Origin of the sequence: Paenarthrobacter sp. RAF54_2, from assembly GCF_052113945.1 — a bacterium.
GTDB lineage: Bacteria > Actinomycetota > Actinomycetes > Actinomycetales > Micrococcaceae > Arthrobacter.
In genome coordinates this window covers 66,605-85,980 of record NZ_JBFRDV010000001.1, presented here as the reverse complement: position 1 = coordinate 85,980, position 19,376 = coordinate 66,605, and the positions used below count along the sequence as shown (strand labels likewise).

Here is a 19,376-nt window from a genome sequence, read left to right as displayed (position 1 = left end):
GTTGCTCCTGTGTCTAAATGCGATTCGGGACGCTGCCCTGTGCCTTTATTATGTCGTGCTGGGCATGGAACCGTGGGCTGGAACGCTGGTCCACGCACAGAATTCAGCTGAAGATGCGTGCGCTCAGTTCGGACCAGTCACGAGAGTGCCAATGCCTCTAGGAGCTGGCGTCATCTCTCAACAAGTAGTCATCCCAGGCGGCAAGACGGTCGCCTAATTGGAGGGCATCGATGAGAGCCGTCCATGCCAGACTTTGCGACTTGCTTACGTCCAAAACCAAATTCGGGTGGGTGATCCAATGTTCAAGATTCTTATAGATACCAAGGGCTTGCGCCCTCGAGGAATTCGCGTAGTCAAAACCCTCACGTAAAAAGCCCCTTGCAAAGCTAGCAAGAGTGGCGAGGTCTCGGGTTCGTTCGAACCGGCGGAGATGCGGCCCACGATACTGACCTGTCGGAATGAAATGAATAAAACCTTGCCTATTGAGAAGCAAAAGCTCACCCACCGCCTTAGTGTTGAGCTCCTCACTCGCTTCTAAGACCCTACTTATAACTTCCTCTCGTAGAGTCTCGGGATGAGGCGCACCAATGAGAAGTGCCGCAAGGTCACGTTTGTGTACATTGAGAACTGCATCTATCGCTTGGAAACTGTGCGGTAGCTGAATCGAAAGAGCAAAATATGTCTCAAATGACCCACCGATCTCGCGAGATGATCTGCCCCTCGCAGCCAAAGAATTCATCAAATGAATAATAGAATTTATAACAGGTATATTCTTTGGCGAACGGAGCATGTGAAGGCTCGTGAGAAAATCGGAAAGATCGTGGCCAACAGGTTGATCAAATTTAGCACCGACCCGGGTAACAAGAATGTTACCCGGAAACAAGTCTGCCGAGATCGTAGTCAACGATCCCTGGAGATCTGTTCCGACAGTTAGGGGGAAGGGAGTTCTGGGGAAACCTTTTCCGTTAGCTTCGAAGTCCCGAGTTGCAAGAAGAATGAAACCGTCCTTGGCTTCAAATCGCTGCGACTCCAGTCGAAGATGGCGAGGGATTCCTTGACTATTGAATAGACCAGGATGAGGGAACATCCGGACATACTTGCTGAGGACGCTGGATAAGTCACCCGGACCAAGAGAACGGGTGGCGAGCCACTGAACACGAATGGAAGCATTGTTTGTCAAGTGGCGCGCCAGAGATTCGAACTCCGCCCGCAGAACGCCGAGTGGCGAAAGCGGTCACACCAGTCAGCGCGCCAACGGTCCCTAAGGGAACCCTCCGAAATATAGCACAGCCCTAAACTACTCGAATAGAATCCTACCTGACACTACCTCAGCATGAAGTGCCGAATCAGTTTGAGTTCATACTCAATTGCTAAAACTTGCAGCTCATAAAACGGCTGGTTGGCTTGGGAACTCCTCCCTAATGGGTCTCTTATCTTGGTCAGACTAGGACGCCACGGCTGGTTTGACTAGCACCGTAGTTGCGGGGTCGACATCGGAAGCAGAGGCGAGCGTGGGAAGGTCCGCCCCCTCGAGTCCACCAAGCTCAAGGGCGGCCTGGGCTGAAAGATGGGATGACCGAACTGACTGCCCGTTGGCAATAGCTGCATAGAATTGTGCGGCATATGTAATGGCATCCCCGTCGTCAATTTCATCTGCCATACCAATGGCAAAGGGGGCTACTTCCTCAACTATCCTGTCAATCTGCCTTGCAGAATTGCATGAGTTGAGTAGAACCAGTAATGGTGGTTGGTCAGTCGCTTTTACGGCAGAAATGAAGGCCTTGGCACTCACCTCGAGGCCTTCATGGTGCTCATCTTGCTCACGCTCAAACATGATTAGGTCATCATCACTATGGCCTGAAAAATGCACGATGTGCGGCCGAAATTTGGTAATACCATCAAGTAGGTCGTCAGTTGTCGCTGAAGGACGAACGTCTAACTCTACTAGGTCTCGGTGAAGCGCACTTTCGACGGCTGCGCGGATTCTCTTCTGCTCCCGCCCTATACGCAGGTCACCTTCAGAAGAGGAGCCCAAGAGCAAGATCCGGAGACGTTCGGACTTGGGTGTCGGCAGGTTTCGCATAGCTTGTTTCGCTACTGTTTCCGCTTGATCAATGCGACGCCTCATGACCCCGTTCTCAGCAATTCTGCTTCGATCCTCCTTCTGCTGCTCACGCTTACGTTTTCGTTCGGCGGCATCAGCTTCGGAGCGCTCCGCGGAGTTTAGTCGCGACTGCAGTCGCAATTCTTCGTGAGCGATAGCGGCTGCCCTATCTTGCAACCGACCAGCTTCCTTTCCCGCTATGGCGGCCTCGTTCTCTAGTCGCTCGGCCTCTCGGCGCTTATTGGCGATATGGCTTGGCACGGTGGATTTATCGGCAGCGGCTCGAGCCCTGGCGGCACCGGAGCGTTTGACAGTCTCCTTTTTTCGATACTCGCCTAACCGCTTTTCCACGTCAGCTCGCTGCTTGCGTTTTCGTTCTAGTTGGGCGCGATACTGGACTGAACTCACGGAGTCTCCTGGCTGACTTTTCATGGCTGGTCCACTTAATCTATGTGTTGAACAGGACTCTGTGTCCGAAGTTTGTTTTGGCGAGTCGCCGGATTCCGCTCGCCCCTCGCTGGCCCAACCTCAGCCAACACCCCTCAGAGAACGTCCGCCGATCCGCCGTCGCAAGCCMATTCCGCGGATTCGCCGCAGTCGCCACCGACGTCTAATGCGCCAGCGCGCCTAAAGGCGGTTCGGCCAACAGACGGTCCTCCAGCACGTCCAACAAGCTCTGCCCACTGCCACCGACCTCCTTTCGCCAGCGGGCGGCAACATACCGCCAAAATACGCGTTGTTCCCATAAGAAGCCGAGGCCGTCTTGAGGGCGCCGCCCGGTCCGACGAAGAGGTTGTTGCGGACCTCGCGCGGCCAGTCATGTGGGCCAGGAAGGTGCGCGACGGGCAGTAGAAGTCGTTGTTGTAGATGTAGTGCTTGCCGGTGCCACTGCTGCTGTCGCCCAAGCGTCGTTATCAGGCAGGGCGCCGCCGTCGAGCAGTTGGCCTTGCCATTACCTGGGTGCCTTCGCCTTCCGCGAGACGCTTGGGCCCGCAACAGCCCCTGGCCGCTGCACCAAAAACACCGACGCCAAAACCAGCACCGCACCCACTAGCTGCCACCCAGACAACGACTGCCCCAAGAACAAGAACCCCAGAACTGTAGCAACAAGCGGGCTCAGGAATCCCAAGAACGACACCACCATCGTGGGCAGGCGTTGGATGCCGCGGAACCACACCGCGTAGGCGGCCAAGGCACCGATGACGCTGAGGTAAGCAAAGCCCGCCAGGTTAGGCACAGAAACCGACCCAGGCAGTCCTTCGACAACCAACGTCACGGGCAGGAGCATGACTCCGCCCATGGCCAGCTGCATCCCAGTGAAGCCGAGCAGGCCCACACCGTCAGGCCTCCCCCAGCGTTTAGTGAGGACGATGCCGGCCGCCATGCTCAGCGCCCCCGCCATCCCGGCTATGACGCCAATGACCGTCAACGTGGCGTCGGAACGCAGAACGAGCAAGCCAACTCCCGCTGCTCCAACGCCGCAGGCCACGATGTGCGCCGCGCGGATCTTCTGCCCCAGCAGCAGCACGCCAAGGAACAGCACGAACAGGGGCTGGACGGACCCGACCAGCGCTGCGACGCCTCCGGGCAGTTGGTACGCGGTGAAGAACAGGAGGAAGAAGAACAGCCCAATGTTGAGTGCACCCAACGCAGCGGCCTTGAACCACCAACTCCCCCGCGGCCAGGCTCGAGTAACGAGCATCAGAACGATGCCCGCCGGTAGAGCCCGGACCGTTGCTGCCAGGAGGGGTCGGTCAGCGGGAAGAAACTCAGTGGTCACCAGGTACGTCGAGCCCCAGACCATCGGTGCGAGTGCGGTGATGAAGAGGTCGCGGGATGACGCCTTGGTCAGGGTCGAACCTCCCGGTTTGCTGCTGACAGTCTCTATACTCGGTGGCATTGTTCACTTTCATACATTTTGATGTCAAACTATTTGATGTAAGACAATCTAGGTGTTGTACTGTTTGAGGTCAAGCCTTGGAGGACTATGGACCGCGACGCAGTAGACATGATTCTTGAGCAGTGGAACAAGGAGCGCCCCGACCTCGACGTCGGCTCCATGGGTGTCCTCGGCCGACTCAACAGGGCCAGTCGGCTGGCTGCTCTCGACGTTCAGAAGTTCATGAACCAGTTCGGGCTGGAGCCGTGGGAGTTCGATGTCCTGGCTACGCTGCGTCGTTCAGCCGCCGAAGCGCCGCTAACACCTGGGCGGCTAGCCAGCCTCACCATGATCGGCTCCGCAGCCATGACCAACCGCGTGGATCGTCTAGTATCCCGCGGGTTGGTTCATCGGGAGACCAACCCTGAGAACCGCCGGCAACTGCTGATCAGCCTCACGCCCGAGGGGCTCGCCTTGGTAGATGAGGTCGTTGAGCACCACGTGGAGAATCAGCAGAAGATGCTGGAGGGCCTCACCAAATCCGAGCGGACACAGCTGGCGAACCTCCTGCGGAAGTTTTTGCTGACGAACAACGACGGCGAGCCGGGCTAAGAACAAAGCAGCGCCCTTACAGCCTCACCTTGTAGACATGGTGCGTCGATTCAACGGGGAAGTCATCCGTGAATTTCCCGTCCTTGACGGCAATGGTGCGGTTCTCGTTCACCACGTCAACCGTCTTGGGAGTGACACCTGTTGGCAGGGTGAAGGTCCGCTGCCCGGTCTGCGCGTCCTGCGTCATCGCGAAAATGTAGGCGTCGCCGTTGTAGCTTTTCAGCATGGTGTCCAGCCCGTCACCGAAGTTCCACACGTAGCTCTGCGTGTTCAGAACGGGCGCCAAAGCCTTCACTTCCGCGTTGATCTCACCCATGGCCTGCACCTGGTCCCGGGAGCAGGCGGTGTTGTGGATGCGGACATCGGCCAGCGCATCTCCGGACATGCACGGGTTATCGTCGCCGCCGCCAGGTGACTGCGTGAACCACACGATTCCGCGCGATTCGTGGATGACCATAGCCCACACCTGGGCTTTCACCCTGTCCGGCGTCATCTGGTCGGACAGGTCATGCTCACCCTCCGGGCTAAGCACGGTCGGGACCATCCAGATGGGCGAGTACACACCCCTTGCGGCGTTGACCTCCTGCATCACCTGCATGGCTTTCCCCGTACGCGGACGACGTCTGGCAGGTGGCCGTCGTCGTCGGGTTGTATCCCTGGGGTGTGCGCAGCCGCCATTCGCGGCAGGCACCTGCGTAGTAGTAGTTGGACGTCGAGGCCACGTCCACGGTCTCCCAGTAACGCTTGGTGATGTCCATCGGCGCGTCGTAGCTGATGAGGGATGGAGTCCAGTTGGCATAGGTAAACCGGCCCTCCTCCTTGGCCTTCAACTCTGCGATGGTCTGGTTCATGTGGACTACGCCCTCGTCCCAGCCGAACCTGCCATCTACTTCGTCGTCGACGTAGTTGCCCGGCAGCTGAGCCCAGGCATCCGGTGCGTTCTTCACTTTCATCAGCGAGAACATCCCGTATTGATCGAAGAGCGCATAGTCAGTGTCCGGGTTCAGTTGGACGTAGAAGTTGATGCCATGTGCTTTGTCGAACTGCAGCTGCTCGCCGTTCCCGGATGCGTACCAAACTCCGATGGGGAAGAAGCCCGGGTCGCCCCACCCTGCGGCGTCGGCCTTGCTGAACTTCTTATAGAAGTCCGGACCACCGTCCCAGGGAATCCTGGCGAGCTTGGCCAACACCGCTGGAGGCGTTGCGGATGGCGAACCTGTGGATGAGGCGGAAGCCGTGCCTGTGGGGATTGCTGACGGGCTCGACGGCGGGGCGCTGGGGTCCGCTGTTCCGGTGCAGCCGGTGAGCAACAGGACGGCAACCGATGCTGCCGCTGTGAAGTAGCGAAACCGCCTCATTGCTCCTCGATTCCGTCCCGACCGGTGAAACCTGAATGTCTATAGGACGACAGGGCTTTCCGTCAGCCCCTAACAAAACTTCGGCGATCCGGATAAGCTCCGATCCATCGCGTGATGGCTATGTTGCTAATGGGGGTAACAGTGATGTTCCGATCAGGGTCGACTACTAATGCACGGCGCACTACTCATGCATTGCAAAGGGTTGGAAGCCGGAGACGCCCGCTTATCCTTGGCGCAGCTGTGGCCATGGTTACGGTCTTTTTCTTGGGCCTCATGGTGGTTCCTGCCCAAGCAGACCAAAACCGCGCTTTGAGCGTCCCCAGCAACAACTGGGACTATATCTACATCGGTACCGAGTACTTTCACGACGTTCTTGCTCGTGACGCAGCGGGCGATCTCTGGGTCTACGCCGGCGATGACCATGGTGGCTGGATAAAACCCCGCTTCAAAATGGGCGAGGGTTGGAATGCCATGACGGCGATTGTGGGTCCGGGCGAATTCCAAAGCGAGTACACGGACGACCTCCTCGCCAGGGACGCAAACGGCGACTTGTGGCTCTACCCCGGCACGGGCCGTGGGGTTCTCCAGCCCCGAATGCAGGTGGGCGTGGGCTGGAACGTCATGACTGCTTTGGTGGGACCAGGAGACTTCAACGGTGACCACAGGGTGGACCTCATGGCCCGGGACGCCGAGGGGCGCCTTTGGTTGTATCCCGGTGACGGCCAGGGCGGATGGCTCCCACGGTTCCAAATCGGCGAAGGCTGGAACGCGATGACGGCCCTCATCGGTCGCGGCGATTTCAACGAGGACGGGAAAATGGACCTCCTTGCCCGGGACGCCAGCGGTCGCCTCTGGCTCTACCCCGGAAACGGAACCGGCGGATGGCTGCCGCGGATGCAAGTCGGCGAAGGGTGGAACACCATGACCGCGATCATTGCTACCGGCAACTTCGACATCCATACCCAGGGGTACTCGCAGATCATCGCGCGGGATACCAATGGGGTCCTGTGGCTCTATCCCGGCATTGGAAGCCGCCATCTGGAGCCGCGGAAGCAGATCGGAGAGGGCTGGAACATCATGACCGCGCTGGTCTGATCTTTCCACCTTGCTGAATCTGGTGGAGACGACTGTTTATCCGCCAGACTTCCAGCCGCGCTCGTGAAGTCCCTCAACGCCGTCGAGCAGCAGATCGAGAGCGAACTCAAACTCAAACTGGTCATCACAACCGTGGCCCACAACTGACGCGTCGTCGTGGGCGGCGGCCAGGGCGATCTTCAGGAGGTGGGGATGGCTCTCGGCCATGTGCTGAATCATCGCTGCCTGGGCGTCAGGCGTGATTTCGCTTGGCTCACGTCCTTCTGAGCCGTCAAACACTTCCTGAGTGAATCCCCACATGCGGCTGCCCAAAGCGTGCATGACGTGATGGGTGAGGTCGGGGGTCAGCCCGCCAGCCAGAAACAGCCCGGCGAGGGTGTCCATGTACTCCAGCACAGCCGGTGTCGTGTTTGTTCTGGTCTCGATCACGGAACGAGCCCACGGGTGCACCATGAGGGCCCGTCGTGCCGAAAGCACTCTCAGCCGGACAGCACTCTTCCAATCTGCATCGCGGTTTGGAGGATCGATCTCGCCCACAATGGTGTCCACCATGCCGTCGAGGAGTTCCTCTTTATTGGCTACATGTTTGTAAAGCGCCATGGGTACGACGCCGAGTTCCTGAGCGAGTCGTCGCATGCTGAGCGCGTCACTGCCAACCTCGTCTGCAAGTTCGACGGCGGCGCGAAGCACACGCTCCCGGTTCAGGGGAATCCTGCGGGTCTCCACTTGTTGGCTCATGGGCCCTCCAGCCTGATCGCTTACGCCAACCATTGACAGTGTGTACAGCGTACACCTACGCTTTCCCTCATGGAGGTGTACGCCGTACACCTACGAGTCAAAAGGCCAGAGCATGAGATCAGAAAGCTCCATCGCAGTGTTCCGAAGCCGTTTTCGACGGGCGCAATGGCCCGTCCCCGCTGGTCTGATCTTCCTCAGCCTCATCCCGGTGATTGCCGGGGCAGCCCGCCTCACCGAACTGACGGGCGGCAGGGCCGTGACGCCACAGAACGAGCGGTTCTTCGACTCACCCATACCAGTGGTCACCCACATTGTCTGCGTCACCGTCTACTGCCTGCTCGGAGCCTTCCAGTTCGTCCCCTCGCTTCGTAGCGGCAGGCGCAAGTGGCACCGGATGACGGGGCGCATTCTCGTTCCTGCCGGCCTGCTTGCCGCACTCTCCGGCCTGTGGATGTCCATGTTCTACGCGCTACCGGAGGGCGACGGTGAGGCGCTCCTGATACTTCGGCTCATCTTCGGATCGGCCATGGTGGTCAGCATCGTCCTCGGATTCATGGCTGTTCGGCGCCGGGACTTCGTTGTGCACAGTGCCTGGATGACCCGGGCTTACGCAATCGGTCTCGGCGCAGGAACACAAGCCCTTGTGTTCCTGCCCTGGATGCTTGTTTTCGGTCCTACAGACGAGGCGACCCGTGCGGTGCTCATGGGAGCCTCCTGGATTATCAACCTCGCGGTTGCCGAGTTGGTCATTCGCCGGCGGGCAAGGAAATCGGCGTCAGCGTCCCATCCTGCGAGGCGATCCGTTCAGACCTCGGTGGAATCCTCACGATAATCTGTGTGCCGGCCGCGGGCTTGGGAGTGCCCAGGTTGTCATTTCGGAAATTTCCGACATATCATCATCGAGTGCTTCCCGACGTCTTCGGCGCCCTCGCGAACCCTTCTCGGCGTACCATCCTCGATAGCCTCCGTGAGGGTCCATTGACGGCAGGCGATCTCACGGGCCGTCTGGACCTCAGCCGTTCTACAGCTTCCGAGCATTTGGCGGTCCTGCGGGAGGCTGGCTTGATCCGGGAGGAACGGCAAGGCCGGAACAGGATCTACCACCTTGAGGCCGACGGCCTACAGGAGGCCAGCAACTGGCTGAAGCACTACGAGCAATATTGGAACCAGCGGCTCGACGCCCTGGCCGAACTATTGGATGAGGAAAACACTCCATGACCGAAAACGCCATCAAACTCGAGCGCACTTTCCCGCACCCCAAAGAGGCAGTGTGGGCTGCCCTGACCACCCCGGAACTGCTCGCCCACTGGTGGGCTGCCGGCGACATCGCACCCGTGGTGGGTCACCGTTTCACCATGGACATGGGCGGCTGGGGCCAGCAGCAATGCGAAGTCCTCACGGTCGAGCCCGGCTCAGCGATCACGTTCATGTTCGCCGAAGGTGTTCTGGACACCACTATCACGTGGCAGCTCGAAGCCACGGAGAACGGCACCATCCTGCACTTTGAGCACGCAGGCTTCCGCCTCGACACCCCCATGGGACAGCAAGCCCTCGAGGGAATGGGCAACGGCTGGCCGGGCCTTCTGGCGCGGATCGACCAGGTCCTGGTCGGCGTCGCATAGCTAGCTCCGCGTGGCCAAAACCACGTTGATCTGATCGCGGATTTCGTCTCCAACTTGCTCGTCAGTGAGACCGCCATTGGCGGAGGAGCTCATGCTGACGAACATGATCGCCGAGATGACGCGGGCAATTTTCGCTGGGTCACGGGCCGTCAAGTGCTCATCCCGGCCCAGCACCTCTGCGATGGCGGCCTCCGTGCGCATGGTCAGCGCAAGAGCCTCCGCGTGGTGCGGTTCGGTCGGATCGCCGAAGACGATCTCTTTCAGGTAGGTGCGGCCATTCTCGATCTGGATCCGGTTGCATTCGATGATGGGTCGGATGATCGCCATGATCCCGTCAAGGACGGCTTCTTCCTGTTCCGCGGCGGCGACACCTGAGTTGAGCGCGTCGCCATATTTGACGTTGTGGACCAAGAGAAGCAGCTCCGCCTTTGTCTTGGCGTACAAGAACAAGGTTCCCGATCCGACGTCGGCCTTGTCAGCCACCTGCTGGGTGGTGACCTCGTCTACGCCGTACTGGGTGAAGAGCTCGCGGGCCGCAGCGGTGATGCGGTCAAGCTTCTCCTGCTTATTCCGCTCACGTCGGCCAAGGGTCTGGGGCACAGCCTGCATTCAAATACCGTATCAGCGGCCCAGGAATTCCAGGGCGACGGGGACGAACTCCTGGTGGTACTGGAAGATGCCGCCGTGCCCCGAATCGGGGTAAATGACCAGTTCGCTGCCCGGAATCCGGCGATGCATGTCCTCGGAGAGCCGGGATGGAACCATACGGTCGTTGTCGCCGTTGGCAATGAGTGTCGGCTGGGTGATTGCGCCCAGGTTGGCCGGTTCCGTGCGACCCCACTTCTTGATGGCCTTCAACTGCGTCTGGAAAGCCTTGGTTTTGATGGGTGCGTCCAGGTTGGTGGTGCGCTCTTTGAGCCGCTGGATAAATGCCCTTGCGGCAGGCTTGCCGGCGGCATTGCGGTTGAAGAACAGGAATTCCTTGGGATCCTGCCGGGTCAGGGTGGCTCGCAGGACGTCGTAGTAGGTGACGCGGGCAACCTTATCGATGTCCTTTCCACCTGCAGGACCAGTGCCGGCAAGGACGAGCTTCCGCACCAGCTCCGGGTATTTGACCACCAAAGCCTGGGCAATCATGCCTCCGAGCGAGAATCCAAAGAGGTCTACTTTCCCGTACCCGAGCGCCTTGATGAAGGTCGCGGCGTCATCCGCCATCTCCTCGATCGTGCCCGGAACGCTGCCGGTTGTGGCACCGACACCACGGTTGCTGAAAGTGATCACGTGGTGCTTCTGGGCAATGGGGTCGATGACGCGCGGGTCCCAGTTGTCCATTGTCGCGGCGAGGTGGACCAGGAAGACGACGGGGATCCCGCCCTTCGGGCCCAGCTCACGGTAACTGTAGGTGACGCCACCGGCGGTAACTGTGCTGACCGGTGCGTCCTTGTAGGCGGTGATGACGTTGCTCATGATGTTTGTTCCTGACTTTTGATTGGCACTAGTTGATTGACTCAGTGGCTGACGACTGTTTTGCCGCGAACGCCGCCCTTGTCCAGTTCGGCAAGGACGACCGGTGTCTGGTCGAACGGGACTACCCGGCCGACGACGGGACGGATCTCCCCGGCGTCGATGAGCGCGGCAATCTCCCGGAGCTGGCTGCCGTTGGCGCGCATGAAGAGGAATTCGTAGGTGACGCCGAGACGACGGGCTTTACGCCGGATGCCAGCACTAATGAGGGCCACAGCGCCCTTCATCACTGCGTTTGCGCCGAGTTCTTGGGCAAAGCCGGGATCCGGCGGGCCTGAAATGCCGATGGCCTTTCCGCCGGGCTTGAGAACCTTCAGCGATCGCTCCAGATTCTCGCCGCCGAGGCTGTCCAGCACGAGATCGTAGCCGTGGAGGATCTCCGCGAAGTCCTCCGTCCGGTAATCAATGACCACGTCCGCCCCGAGCTCGCGAACAAAGTCCGCGTTCTTGGCGCTGACCGTCGTCGCAACGGTGGCCCCAAGGTACTTGGCAAGCTGGATCGCGATGGAGCCCACTCCCCCGGCTCCCGCGTGAATCAGGACCTTCTGACCAGGGCCAACCTTGCCGCGTTCCACGAGTGCCTGCCAGGCGGTCAACGCCACCAAGGGCAGGGACCCAGCTTCGTCCATACTGATCGACGCCGGCTTGATGGCCAGGTCCGCCTCGGCCACAGCGATCCGCTCGGCAAACGTCCCGATGCGGTCCTGATTCGGGCGGGCGAAGACCTCATCGCCTGGCTTGAAGGACCGTACTTGCGCGCCAACGCTAACTACGACTCCGGCGAGATCGTTGCCGAGGATCAGCGGCAGCCTGTACGGGAGGATCTGCTTGAACTCCCCCTGCCGGATCTTCTCGTCCAACTGATTGAGGCCGGCCGCTTTCACTTGCACCAGCACGTCATGCTCGCCGACCACTGGCTCGGGAACGTCAACCTCTTGCAAGGCTTCTTTGTATTTGTTGAGGGCGAAGGCTTTCATTGGGGTTCTCCTGACTGAATAACTGAGTTAACTCAATTCTGAGGCCACTCAGTTCTTAAGTCAAGAGGGTGCTGCGGCGCCTCGGGAAAACGGCACGAAAAAGGAGACACGTTGTGTCTCCTCACTTTCAATCTATACGGCACTGGGGGGCTTGCCGCAAGGCCCGGGGGTTGCTGCAAAATTGAGAGCCGACGCCGGAAGTATGCGCTGTTTCAGACGCGCGGTTCCGGCGCCCCCAGCCCAGAAAGGAGCTGACAGCGTGCCCCTCACAACCAGCGCGTTCAACCTTCCCGAGCACCTCGCGCCCAAAGCAGATCCAGCCCTGATCGCCGCCGACGAGCAGCACTTCGCAGCCATCGCTGAAAGCCTCGAGCAGACCATCTCCGAGCTGTCCGATCAGCTCGATGCCATACGGAAAGCCCCCAGTCGCTTCGGCCAGGAGGCAGTGGAGAAGGACGTTGAAACCCGCCGGCTCACCGGCCGACTGCGTGCGCTGCGTCGCTTCGGACTAGACCTCTGCCTCGGTCGCGTAGTCCCTTCCGGCGACACGGAACCGCTCTACATCGGGCGGCTCGGCCTCACGGACAGTGACGGCCGCCGGCTGCTGATCGACTGGCGCTCCCCCGCCGCAGAGCCGTTCTTCGGAGCCACCCACGCCAATCCCATGGGCCTGGCAGGCCGCCGTCGTTATCGCTGGACCCGCGGCCGGATCACCGACTACTGGGACGAAGCTTTCACCGCGGACCCGGCCTCCGCAGGCCAGGCCTCCGCAGATCCGCCCGGCGGCACGGCTGCCCTTGAAGACCTTTCAGCCTTCATTGCCAGCTTGGGGAGCAGCCGTTCGGCTCGGATGCGGGACGTGCTGGGCACTATCCAAGCGGACCAGGACGCCATCATCCGCGCTTCTTCCCGGGGTGCCTTAGTGGTCGACGGCGGTCCGGGTACAGGTAAGACGGTGGTCGCCTTGCACCGCGCCGCGTATCTCCTCTACTCGGACCCTCGCCTCGGTCACCGCAGGGGCGGCGTCCTGTTTGTCGGCCCGCACCGCCCGTTCCTGACGTACGTTGCGGATGTCCTTCCCAGTCTTGGCGAAGAGGGTGTGCAGACGTGCACCCTCCGGGATCTGGTGCCCGAGGGAGCCGACGCTGCAGTTGAAGCCGACCCCGAGGCTGCCCGCCTGAAATCTTCGGCGGACCTGGTGCAGGCGATCGAGCCAGCCGTCAGATTCTACGAGTCACCGCCGAAGGAGGGCCTGGAAGTCGAGACACCCTGGGCCGACGTCTGGCTCAGCGCAGACGATTGGGCCGAGGCCTTCGGCGTGCCAACACCAGGCACTCCCCACAACGAGGCGCGCGAGGAAGTCTGGGAGGAACTGCTCACCATTTTGGTGGATAAGTTCGATACGGACGAGGTTCCGGAGGACTTGCTTCGTCGATCCTTCGCGCAGAATCTGGACCTCGTGGAAGCATTCAGTCGGGCCTGGCCGCTGCTTCATTACCCGGATCTCGTGGCCGACCTTTGGCGGGTGCCAGCGTACCTGCGTCTGTGCGCCCCTTGGCTCAGTGCCGATGAAGTAGGGAAACTTCAGCGGGCCAATCCGAATGCCTGGACGGCGCCGGATTTGCCCCTCCTGGACGCAGCCCGGCAACGATTGGGTGATCCTGAGGCGTCCAAGCGAAGGCGTCGACAGAAGGCCGAAGCCGCTGCCGAGCGTGAGCTCATGGACCGCGTGGTAGAAGACCTCGTGGCGGCGGACGATTCCGAAATGCTGGTCATGTCGATGCTGCGCGGCGAGGACATGCAGGAGAAGCTTATGGATGAGTCAGTGTTGATCGCGGACCCGGACCAGCTCGCGGGCCCCTTCGCCCATGTGGTGGTGGACGAGGCGCAGGAACTGACCGACGCCCAGTGGCAGATGCTCCTACAACGGTGCCCGTCCCGGAGCTTCACCATCGTGGGTGACCGCGCGCAGGCCAGGCACGGATTCACCGAGTCCTGGCAGGAACGTCTGGAGCGCATTGGGCTGAGCAACCTGAACCTGACGCATCTCAGCATCAACTACCGCACGCCCGAGGAAGTCATGTCGGAGGCCGAGCCCGTCATCAGGGCCGCCCTCCCGAACGCCAACGTGCCCACCTCCATCCGGAGCAGCGGCCTCCCGGTCATCTACAGATCTGTCTCAGACTTGGACTCGATCCTCACCACGTGGCTTGATGCGCACGCCGAAGGGATCGCTTGCGTCATCAGCAAGAACGACGTCGGACGCGGCTCGCTCCCAGCGTCGCCGCGCCTGCGTTGGCTGGCGCCGGAGCTATCCAAGGGACTCGAATTCGACCTCGTGGTTTTGATTGATCCGGAGGAATTCGGGACGGGCATCGAAGGAGCCGTGGACCGCTATGTTGCGATGACCAGGGCCACCCAGCAGCTGGTCATCCTCACCACTGCCGAGACCACCGCCAAGTCCACTGCAGAGCCGGCCCGCGGCAACCGCTGAGACCCTCAGCACCTCCGCAGGCGTCTTGCCAACCGCCCCAGGGACTGCCGCCGTCGTCGACTGTTTTATTGAGCTGCCTCGGCAGCCGTTTTCAGGTCGGCCGCGAACTGTTCGAAGCTCGCGTCGAAGGATGGGATCTTGCTCGCAAACAGGGGAAAGATCGGCCCGCCGATGCGTTCATTCATCTCGAAGAGAGTCTGTCCGCCATTGGTACCCGTGAGTGTGTAGACGCGGCTGCCCATCGCGTCGCCCCAGACGAGTCGGTTGGTGGGTTCGAACTCCTTGACCTTGAGTTTGAACGTGCGGCTGGGATCCATCTTGGAAACCAGCTGGAGGCTGGACCCGGGTTTGATTTCACCCTTCAAGGACACGATGGTGGAGTTCCATCGGGGGTAATCGGCCGCGGTGGTCAAGACGCGCCAAACTGTGGCGGCGTCGGCGTCGATTGTCGTAGCCACCTTCGTGGTGCGGCTGAACGTCTTGCTGACGGTGGTGGCGGTTCCATCTGGACTGGTTGTCATCGCATTCCGCTTTCTGAGAATCCGCACGTGCCCGCTGCCATCAGCGGCGGGCACGTGCCGGGACCGGTTCTTCGAATGCTACATTCCCGGGATCTCCTGCGCCTCGTGAACCTCGATTTCGCAGCCACCGGGCATGTTCAGGTGCGGGTGAACCTTGGCGAGCTCAACGGCGGCGTCGAGGTTGTCGGCTTCAAGGATGCTGTAGCCGGCCACTTCACGCTGGCTGGGCGCCGTGCTGCCATCGGAGGCCACGCGGACTCCGTTGGCCAGCGGCGTGCCGAAGTCCACCAGACGATCGCCCACCTTGGCACCCCAAGCGTTCCACTCCCCCATGACGGCTGCCATGTCATCCGGCGACGGCGGGGCGGCCTCGGCGGGGGTCATGGGTGCGTGGTAGATAAAAACGAACTTGGACATGATGGTCCTTCTTTCCTGCTTTTTGTTTGTTGGGTTCTAAGGGTTTAGAGGGTGACAGTGCGGCCGGTGAAGGCTGCGAGCCGATCGAGGCTGCTGGCTGTCTCCGCCGTCGGCTGCTCGGGCGCAAAGCTGCCGCCGGAGCGGACCTGCTCGGAGATGGTCTGCCGGGCAAGTTCCGTCACGTAATCACTCACGACGTCGGACACCGCCACTTGCTGTCCGGTCGCCTTGGCGAAGTCCCAGGCATGGACGAGCAGTTCGAGGTTCAGGATCCCGGCGACCGTGGTTGCCGGCAATTCGGCGAAGCCCATATCCACGGTGCCTTCCAGTCCGCGCTTGCTGAAGGCTTCCAGCGCGGGCTGGGCCAACTCGGCGATCCGCCCCTCTGGCGACGCGTCCTTGTGGTCCACAGGTGTTGCTCCGAGCGCGCGTCCGATGCCCTTCAACGATCCGGCCAAGTGGTCCAGCAATTCGCTGACGTTGAACTCCTCGCACGGCGTGGGCTTCGCAGTGTCCTCTGGAGCGACGTTGCGCAGCACGCCAAGAAGGATCGCCAAAGAAGCTTCAGCCGAGCTCAGTTGGTTGATGGGATCGGGCGCCCATGCCCAGTCGTCACTTCCGGCGCCGTCCTTGGACGAAGCCTCAGCCAGCAGACGATCAAGGTAGTGGTTCCAGCCCATCGCGTGGGATGTTTCCTGCTCCTCGGTGAGTCCTTCATGCCGCAACCGGAGGGACGTGCCGTCGGCGTCGGGCTCCAAGGTGATGCTGATGGTGGAGGCACCAGGGGGAAGATCATCCTGGCCCTCCCAGCCCCACGTGAAGACGACGCGCTTGCCCGGTTCGATTTCCTGGAAAGTTCCCGCCGCGTTGTGGCCGGGGGTAACGGTCCAGCGGAAATCCCCACCGATCCGGAGGTCCACCCGGGCTGCGACCGTTTGCCAACGCCGAAGTCGCTCGGGCTGGGTGATGAGGGCGAAGGCCTCGTCGGCTGTGACCGGCAGGTGGATGGTTTTGTCGAAACTCATGTGCGTCATCGCCTTTGAAAGTTTTTAGTGGTCGGGCTGTTGTTGTTGGTCGCCGCCGCGGCTTTGGGCAAGAGCGGCAGCATCGGATGCAAGAAGGTCCAGTTCGTTGGTCCAGAACTGTGAAACAAGATCACGGAGTCGGCCCATCCCCTGGGGATCGAGCCTGTAGTACCTGTTTCTCCCTTCCTTGCGGGCCATCACCAGGCCCGCTTTCTCCAACAACAACAGGTGCTGTGAAACAGCGGATCGGCTGACCTCGAAATGGGCAGCCAAGTCACTGACCGCCTGTTCGCTGCCGGCCAGGAGATGAAGCAGCCGACGCCGATTGGGCTCAGCAGCTATCTCCAGGGCATCCAACACGAATAATACGTTAGTGGTGGCTAACACATTAAGCAAGAGGAGTGGCTGGTGCCTTCCTTTTAGTGCCTTCCTTTTGACAACTCCGCCTTGCGGGAGCTGCGATGTCGCGGGCCTGCCCCACGCCGTCGTCGTTGCAACAAGGCTGTGAGTGGCAACACCAGGCGGGAAGCCACCACGGCGGCGAGCGTCACCAGAGTCACAAGGATCGCAATGGTTACCAGCACCAGCCACAATTCGGGTGCGGGCGAGCCACTAAGAATTTCCGGGGTATTTTCGAGTCCAAGCATCTACTTCTCCTGCAATTTGGGGCGTAACTATTGCAGTGGTGAGTACGAATTAATGCCGGAACATGTCGCGGAAGGCGCGATTCTTTGCGTCGGTTGTTCTATCGCGTGTCCGCAGTGGGCTTCCGCCACATCACGGCCAGCACCAACACCAGCACGTTCAGGCTCAGCATCACCAGCACCATGAGTCCCCAGTTGGCTTGGTTCACGCCCGAGCCATACAGAACGCCAATCAGCACGGTTGCCGTGATCGCGCCAAGGTACCTGCAGGTCTGGAAGATTCCGGCAGCTACTCCGCGCTCCTCCGGTCGTGCTGAAACATAGAGCCCCTGGTTCGAGGCCGTGCTCACCAACCCATAGGGAATGCCCATCATCGCGGTCAGCACGAACACCAAAGGCGCCCACAGAGACAACGTGAGCGCGCCCAGACCCGCTGCCGCAACAGTCAGAATCAGCACACCGGCGATCAGGACGGAACGGACGCCGAACCGCTCCATCAGCCGCACCGTCAGTGGCGTCACCACAACCGACAATGCCGCAAGGGGCAGCATGAGCAGGCCTACTACACCGGCGTCGTAATGACCTGCTTCCTGCAGCAATTGCGGCAGTCCGAAGAAGGCAAAGTAGTAGACGCCACTGAAGACGATGAACAGCAAATAGACCAGCAGCAACGGCCTGTTCCTGCCCAGCAGGCGGAGGTCCAGGAACGGCGGCCGGAAGCGCAGCTCGCGCCAGGCGAAAAGCCCGCCGATCACAGTCGCAGCGCCCAGAAGCCACCAGCGGTAGGCCGGCATCACGTTAAGCAGCGCCATCATCGCGAGCATGAGCGAGGTGACGAATGCGAGGATGCCGGGGATGTCGGAGTCGCGGATCAGCGCCGATAGCTTGCCCGTTTCGCGGCCGGAGTCAGCTGGGGCAGCCTTGTGCACCACAATGAGTGCAACCAGCGCGATTGGCACGTTGATCGCGAACAGGGCCTGCCAGCCGACCAAGCTCACCAGCAATCCGCCCACCACCGGGCCCACCGCAGCGGCCGAGGTGTTCGCCATCTGGATCCTGCCCAGCGGCCGGGTCGACGGCAAGTTAGCGAGCTTGCTCAGTTCGGTGACCATCACGACGGCGGAGGGGTACGCCGTCGCAGTCCCGACGGCCATCAGCGCCCGGGCCACGCACACCAAAGCGAAGCTGGGAAGGAAGGGCGCGATCGCACACGTGACCGCAACCAATCCCATGCCGAAAGTGAACAAGCGGCGGGGGCCGAAGCGGTCGGCGAGCCTGCCCATGAGCGGCTGGCCGGCGGCGGACGCGAGGTAGAACGACGTGATCACCCAGGTGACGGTGGCGACGTCGAGCGCGAAATCCTCCCGCAGCACTACCAAAGCGACCGCGATCATGGACGAGTTCAGCGGGTTCAGCGCCGTCCCGAGGCTCAGCGCAGCAATTGCGAGGCCGGGCCGGGGTCTTTTGGTCGTCACCCACCCAAGTCTGCTCCATAGTTGCTTCGGGTTACGAAACGCGTTCGCGGGGCGGACGTTCGACGCGGGGCATTCGCCCTTACTCCTCGAAGTGAGTCGTGATTTTGCCCGAGGACACGGCGGCGATGATCGACCGGGCCAAATGCCGCAGCTTGATGTTCCGATTGCTCGAAGCCGTTCGCAGGATAGTGAAGGCTTCCTCTTGGCTGCAGTGGTTCTGCGCCATGATCGCGCCAACGGCCAGGTCGATCACCGTGCGCGATTGCATTGCAGCGGCAAGATCGTTCCGCGCATCGCTTAGCTGGGCGATCTTTAGCGCGAGGCGTAGCGACTTGGAGGCGTGCGATGCGAACACCTCGGCGCGTTCCACGTCATCGTCACTGAATGCATGGGTTCGCTCGGAGTAAAGGTTCAGGGCAGCGCGCGTATCTCCCTCGACCAACAGCGGCACGCTCAGTATGGACCGAAGCCCCTGATGGGAGGCGGCCTGGACATATTCCGGCCAACGGTGTTCACGAAGAAGGTCCGGGACCAACACGGAGGTCAGCTTGTCCATGGCCGTAAGACAAGGGCCTTCGAAGGTGTTTTGGAGTTCGTCCATCACCCGGGCCCGGTCGTCACTGCTGGCGGCCGTCGCGGATTTCTTGCGCCGAAGGACTGTGATGCCGCAATAAACAGGAGTCTTGCGGTGAGAGAGGCTCTCTGCCGAGAAAGAAGCGAGATCGCCGAGAAAAGCCTCGACATCTTCRCTACCCAGGACGAGATCCAGAAAATATCCGTTCTGGAGAGCTTCCTGCTCGGGGCGGGGGTTGACCATGTGGCACGTTCCTACTGACTGAAAAAGCGTCCCCAGCAGACAGCAAAGGAGCGAATATCGCCGCCCTCTGCAAA

General features: G+C 60.9%; 22 protein-coding genes. 6 read left to right on the top strand and 16 right to left on the bottom strand.

Going from position 1 to position 19,376, the window contains the following annotated elements:
- Positions 1-157: 157 nt before the first annotated feature.
- The 3 genes from AB4Y87_RS00445 to AB4Y87_RS00435 all read right to left on the bottom strand — a co-directional run bounded on the left by AB4Y87_RS00445 (position 158) and on the right by AB4Y87_RS00435 (position 4,004).
- Positions 158-1,087, bottom strand: coding sequence for a hypothetical protein (locus tag AB4Y87_RS00445; RefSeq protein WP_442002529.1), 930 nt, complete (start codon positions 1,085-1,087; stop codon positions 158-160).
- A 357-nt stretch (positions 1,088-1,444) separates the two neighbouring features.
- Positions 1,445-2,512, bottom strand: coding sequence for a CHAT domain-containing protein (locus tag AB4Y87_RS00440; protein ID WP_442002528.1), 1,068 nt, complete (start codon positions 2,510-2,512; stop codon positions 1,445-1,447).
- Positions 2,513-3,056: 544 nt separating this feature from the next.
- Complete coding sequence (locus AB4Y87_RS00435) at positions 3,057-4,004, bottom strand: EamA family transporter (RefSeq protein ID WP_442002527.1); 948 nt, start codon at positions 4,002-4,004, stop codon at positions 3,057-3,059.
- A gap of 87 nt (positions 4,005-4,091) precedes the next feature.
- Between AB4Y87_RS00435 and AB4Y87_RS00430 the strand changes: the two genes are divergently transcribed.
- The gene (locus tag AB4Y87_RS00430) at positions 4,092-4,595 is read left to right on the top strand and encodes a MarR family winged helix-turn-helix transcriptional regulator (RefSeq protein ID WP_442002526.1); all 504 of its coding nucleotides are present in this window, start codon (positions 4,092-4,094) and stop codon (positions 4,593-4,595) included.
- 16 nt (positions 4,596-4,611) lie between these two features.
- Here AB4Y87_RS00430 and AB4Y87_RS00425 read toward each other — a convergent pair whose 3' ends face one another.
- Together AB4Y87_RS00425 and AB4Y87_RS00420 are read right to left on the bottom strand one after the other, a co-directional pair.
- Positions 4,612-5,127 (bottom strand): hypothetical protein, encoded by a 516-nt coding sequence (locus AB4Y87_RS00425; RefSeq protein WP_442002525.1) that lies wholly within the window; start codon positions 5,125-5,127, stop codon positions 4,612-4,614.
- Positions 5,120-5,953, bottom strand: a complete 834-nt coding sequence (locus AB4Y87_RS00420; RefSeq protein WP_442002524.1) for a hypothetical protein — start codon at positions 5,951-5,953, stop codon at positions 5,120-5,122. Before AB4Y87_RS00420 ends, AB4Y87_RS00425 begins: the two co-directional genes overlap by 8 nt.
- A gap of 246 nt (positions 5,954-6,199) precedes the next feature.
- On the opposite strand from AB4Y87_RS00420, the gene AB4Y87_RS00415 reads away from it, so the two are divergent.
- Positions 6,200-7,048 (top strand): FG-GAP repeat domain-containing protein, encoded by an 849-nt coding sequence (locus AB4Y87_RS00415; RefSeq protein WP_442002523.1) that lies wholly within the window; start codon positions 6,200-6,202, stop codon positions 7,046-7,048.
- 36 nt (positions 7,049-7,084) lie between these two features.
- On the opposite strand, the gene AB4Y87_RS00410 is transcribed toward AB4Y87_RS00415, so the two are convergent.
- Positions 7,085-7,786, bottom strand: a complete 702-nt coding sequence (locus AB4Y87_RS00410) for a TetR/AcrR family transcriptional regulator (protein ID WP_442002522.1) — start codon at positions 7,784-7,786, stop codon at positions 7,085-7,087.
- A gap of 112 nt (positions 7,787-7,898) precedes the next feature.
- On the opposite strand from AB4Y87_RS00410, the gene AB4Y87_RS00405 reads away from it, so the two are divergent.
- The 3 genes from AB4Y87_RS00405 (at position 7,899) to AB4Y87_RS00395 (ending at position 9,408) form a co-directional block, all read left to right on the top strand.
- Entirely contained in the window at positions 7,899-8,618 is a 720-nt protein-coding gene (locus AB4Y87_RS00405; protein WP_442002521.1) for a DUF2306 domain-containing protein, read from the top strand.
- A 71-nt stretch (positions 8,619-8,689) separates the two neighbouring features.
- A complete protein-coding gene (locus AB4Y87_RS00400; protein WP_442002520.1) occupies positions 8,690-9,004 on the top strand; it encodes an ArsR/SmtB family transcription factor in 315 nt (104 codons plus the stop codon).
- Positions 9,001-9,408 (top strand): SRPBCC family protein, encoded by a 408-nt coding sequence (locus tag AB4Y87_RS00395; protein WP_442002519.1) that lies wholly within the window; start codon positions 9,001-9,003, stop codon positions 9,406-9,408. Before AB4Y87_RS00400 ends, AB4Y87_RS00395 begins: the two co-directional genes overlap by 4 nt.
- On the opposite strand, the gene AB4Y87_RS00390 is transcribed toward AB4Y87_RS00395, so the two are convergent.
- The 3 genes from AB4Y87_RS00390 to AB4Y87_RS00380 are packed head-to-tail and all read right to left on the bottom strand — an operon-like array spanning position 9,409 to position 11,909.
- Positions 9,409-10,017 (bottom strand): TetR/AcrR family transcriptional regulator, encoded by a 609-nt coding sequence (locus AB4Y87_RS00390; RefSeq protein ID WP_442002518.1) that lies wholly within the window; start codon positions 10,015-10,017, stop codon positions 9,409-9,411.
- Between the two features lie 12 nt (positions 10,018-10,029).
- On the bottom strand, positions 10,030-10,875 hold the full coding sequence (locus tag AB4Y87_RS00385) for an alpha/beta fold hydrolase (protein WP_442002517.1): 846 nt from the start codon (positions 10,873-10,875) through the stop codon (positions 10,030-10,032).
- A gap of 41 nt (positions 10,876-10,916) precedes the next feature.
- Entirely contained in the window at positions 10,917-11,909 is a 993-nt protein-coding gene (locus AB4Y87_RS00380; protein WP_442002516.1) for an NADP-dependent oxidoreductase, read from the bottom strand.
- Between the two features lie 202 nt (positions 11,910-12,111).
- Between AB4Y87_RS00380 and helR the strand changes: the two genes are divergently transcribed.
- Positions 12,112-14,403 (top strand): RNA polymerase recycling motor ATPase HelR, encoded by a 2,292-nt coding sequence (gene helR, locus AB4Y87_RS00375; protein ID WP_442002515.1) that lies wholly within the window; start codon positions 12,112-12,114, stop codon positions 14,401-14,403.
- A gap of 65 nt (positions 14,404-14,468) precedes the next feature.
- On the opposite strand, the gene AB4Y87_RS00370 is transcribed toward helR, so the two are convergent.
- The 7 genes from AB4Y87_RS00370 to AB4Y87_RS00340 form a co-directional block, all read right to left on the bottom strand.
- On the bottom strand, positions 14,469-14,924 hold the full coding sequence (locus AB4Y87_RS00370; RefSeq protein WP_442002514.1) for an SRPBCC domain-containing protein: 456 nt from the start codon (positions 14,922-14,924) through the stop codon (positions 14,469-14,471).
- Positions 14,925-15,002: 78 nt separating this feature from the next.
- Positions 15,003-15,341 (bottom strand): YciI family protein, encoded by a 339-nt coding sequence (locus tag AB4Y87_RS00365; RefSeq protein WP_442002513.1) that lies wholly within the window; start codon positions 15,339-15,341, stop codon positions 15,003-15,005.
- 44 nt (positions 15,342-15,385) lie between these two features.
- Positions 15,386-16,366: a TIGR03086 family metal-binding protein gene (locus AB4Y87_RS00360; RefSeq protein ID WP_442002512.1), complete on the bottom strand. Its 981-nt coding sequence runs from the start codon at positions 16,364-16,366 to the stop codon at positions 15,386-15,388.
- A gap of 24 nt (positions 16,367-16,390) precedes the next feature.
- A complete protein-coding gene (locus AB4Y87_RS00355; RefSeq protein WP_442002511.1) occupies positions 16,391-16,726 on the bottom strand; it encodes an ArsR/SmtB family transcription factor in 336 nt (111 codons plus the stop codon).
- A 59-nt stretch (positions 16,727-16,785) separates the two neighbouring features.
- Complete coding sequence (locus AB4Y87_RS00350; protein WP_442002510.1) at positions 16,786-17,013, bottom strand: hypothetical protein; 228 nt, start codon at positions 17,011-17,013, stop codon at positions 16,786-16,788.
- A gap of 98 nt (positions 17,014-17,111) precedes the next feature.
- Positions 17,112-18,485, bottom strand: a complete 1,374-nt coding sequence (locus AB4Y87_RS00345; RefSeq protein WP_442002509.1) for an MFS transporter — start codon at positions 18,483-18,485, stop codon at positions 17,112-17,114.
- A 79-nt stretch (positions 18,486-18,564) separates the two neighbouring features.
- Positions 18,565-19,302, bottom strand: coding sequence for an ANTAR domain-containing protein (locus AB4Y87_RS00340; protein ID WP_442002508.1), 738 nt, complete (start codon positions 19,300-19,302; stop codon positions 18,565-18,567).
- Positions 19,303-19,376: the final 74 nt, after the last annotated feature.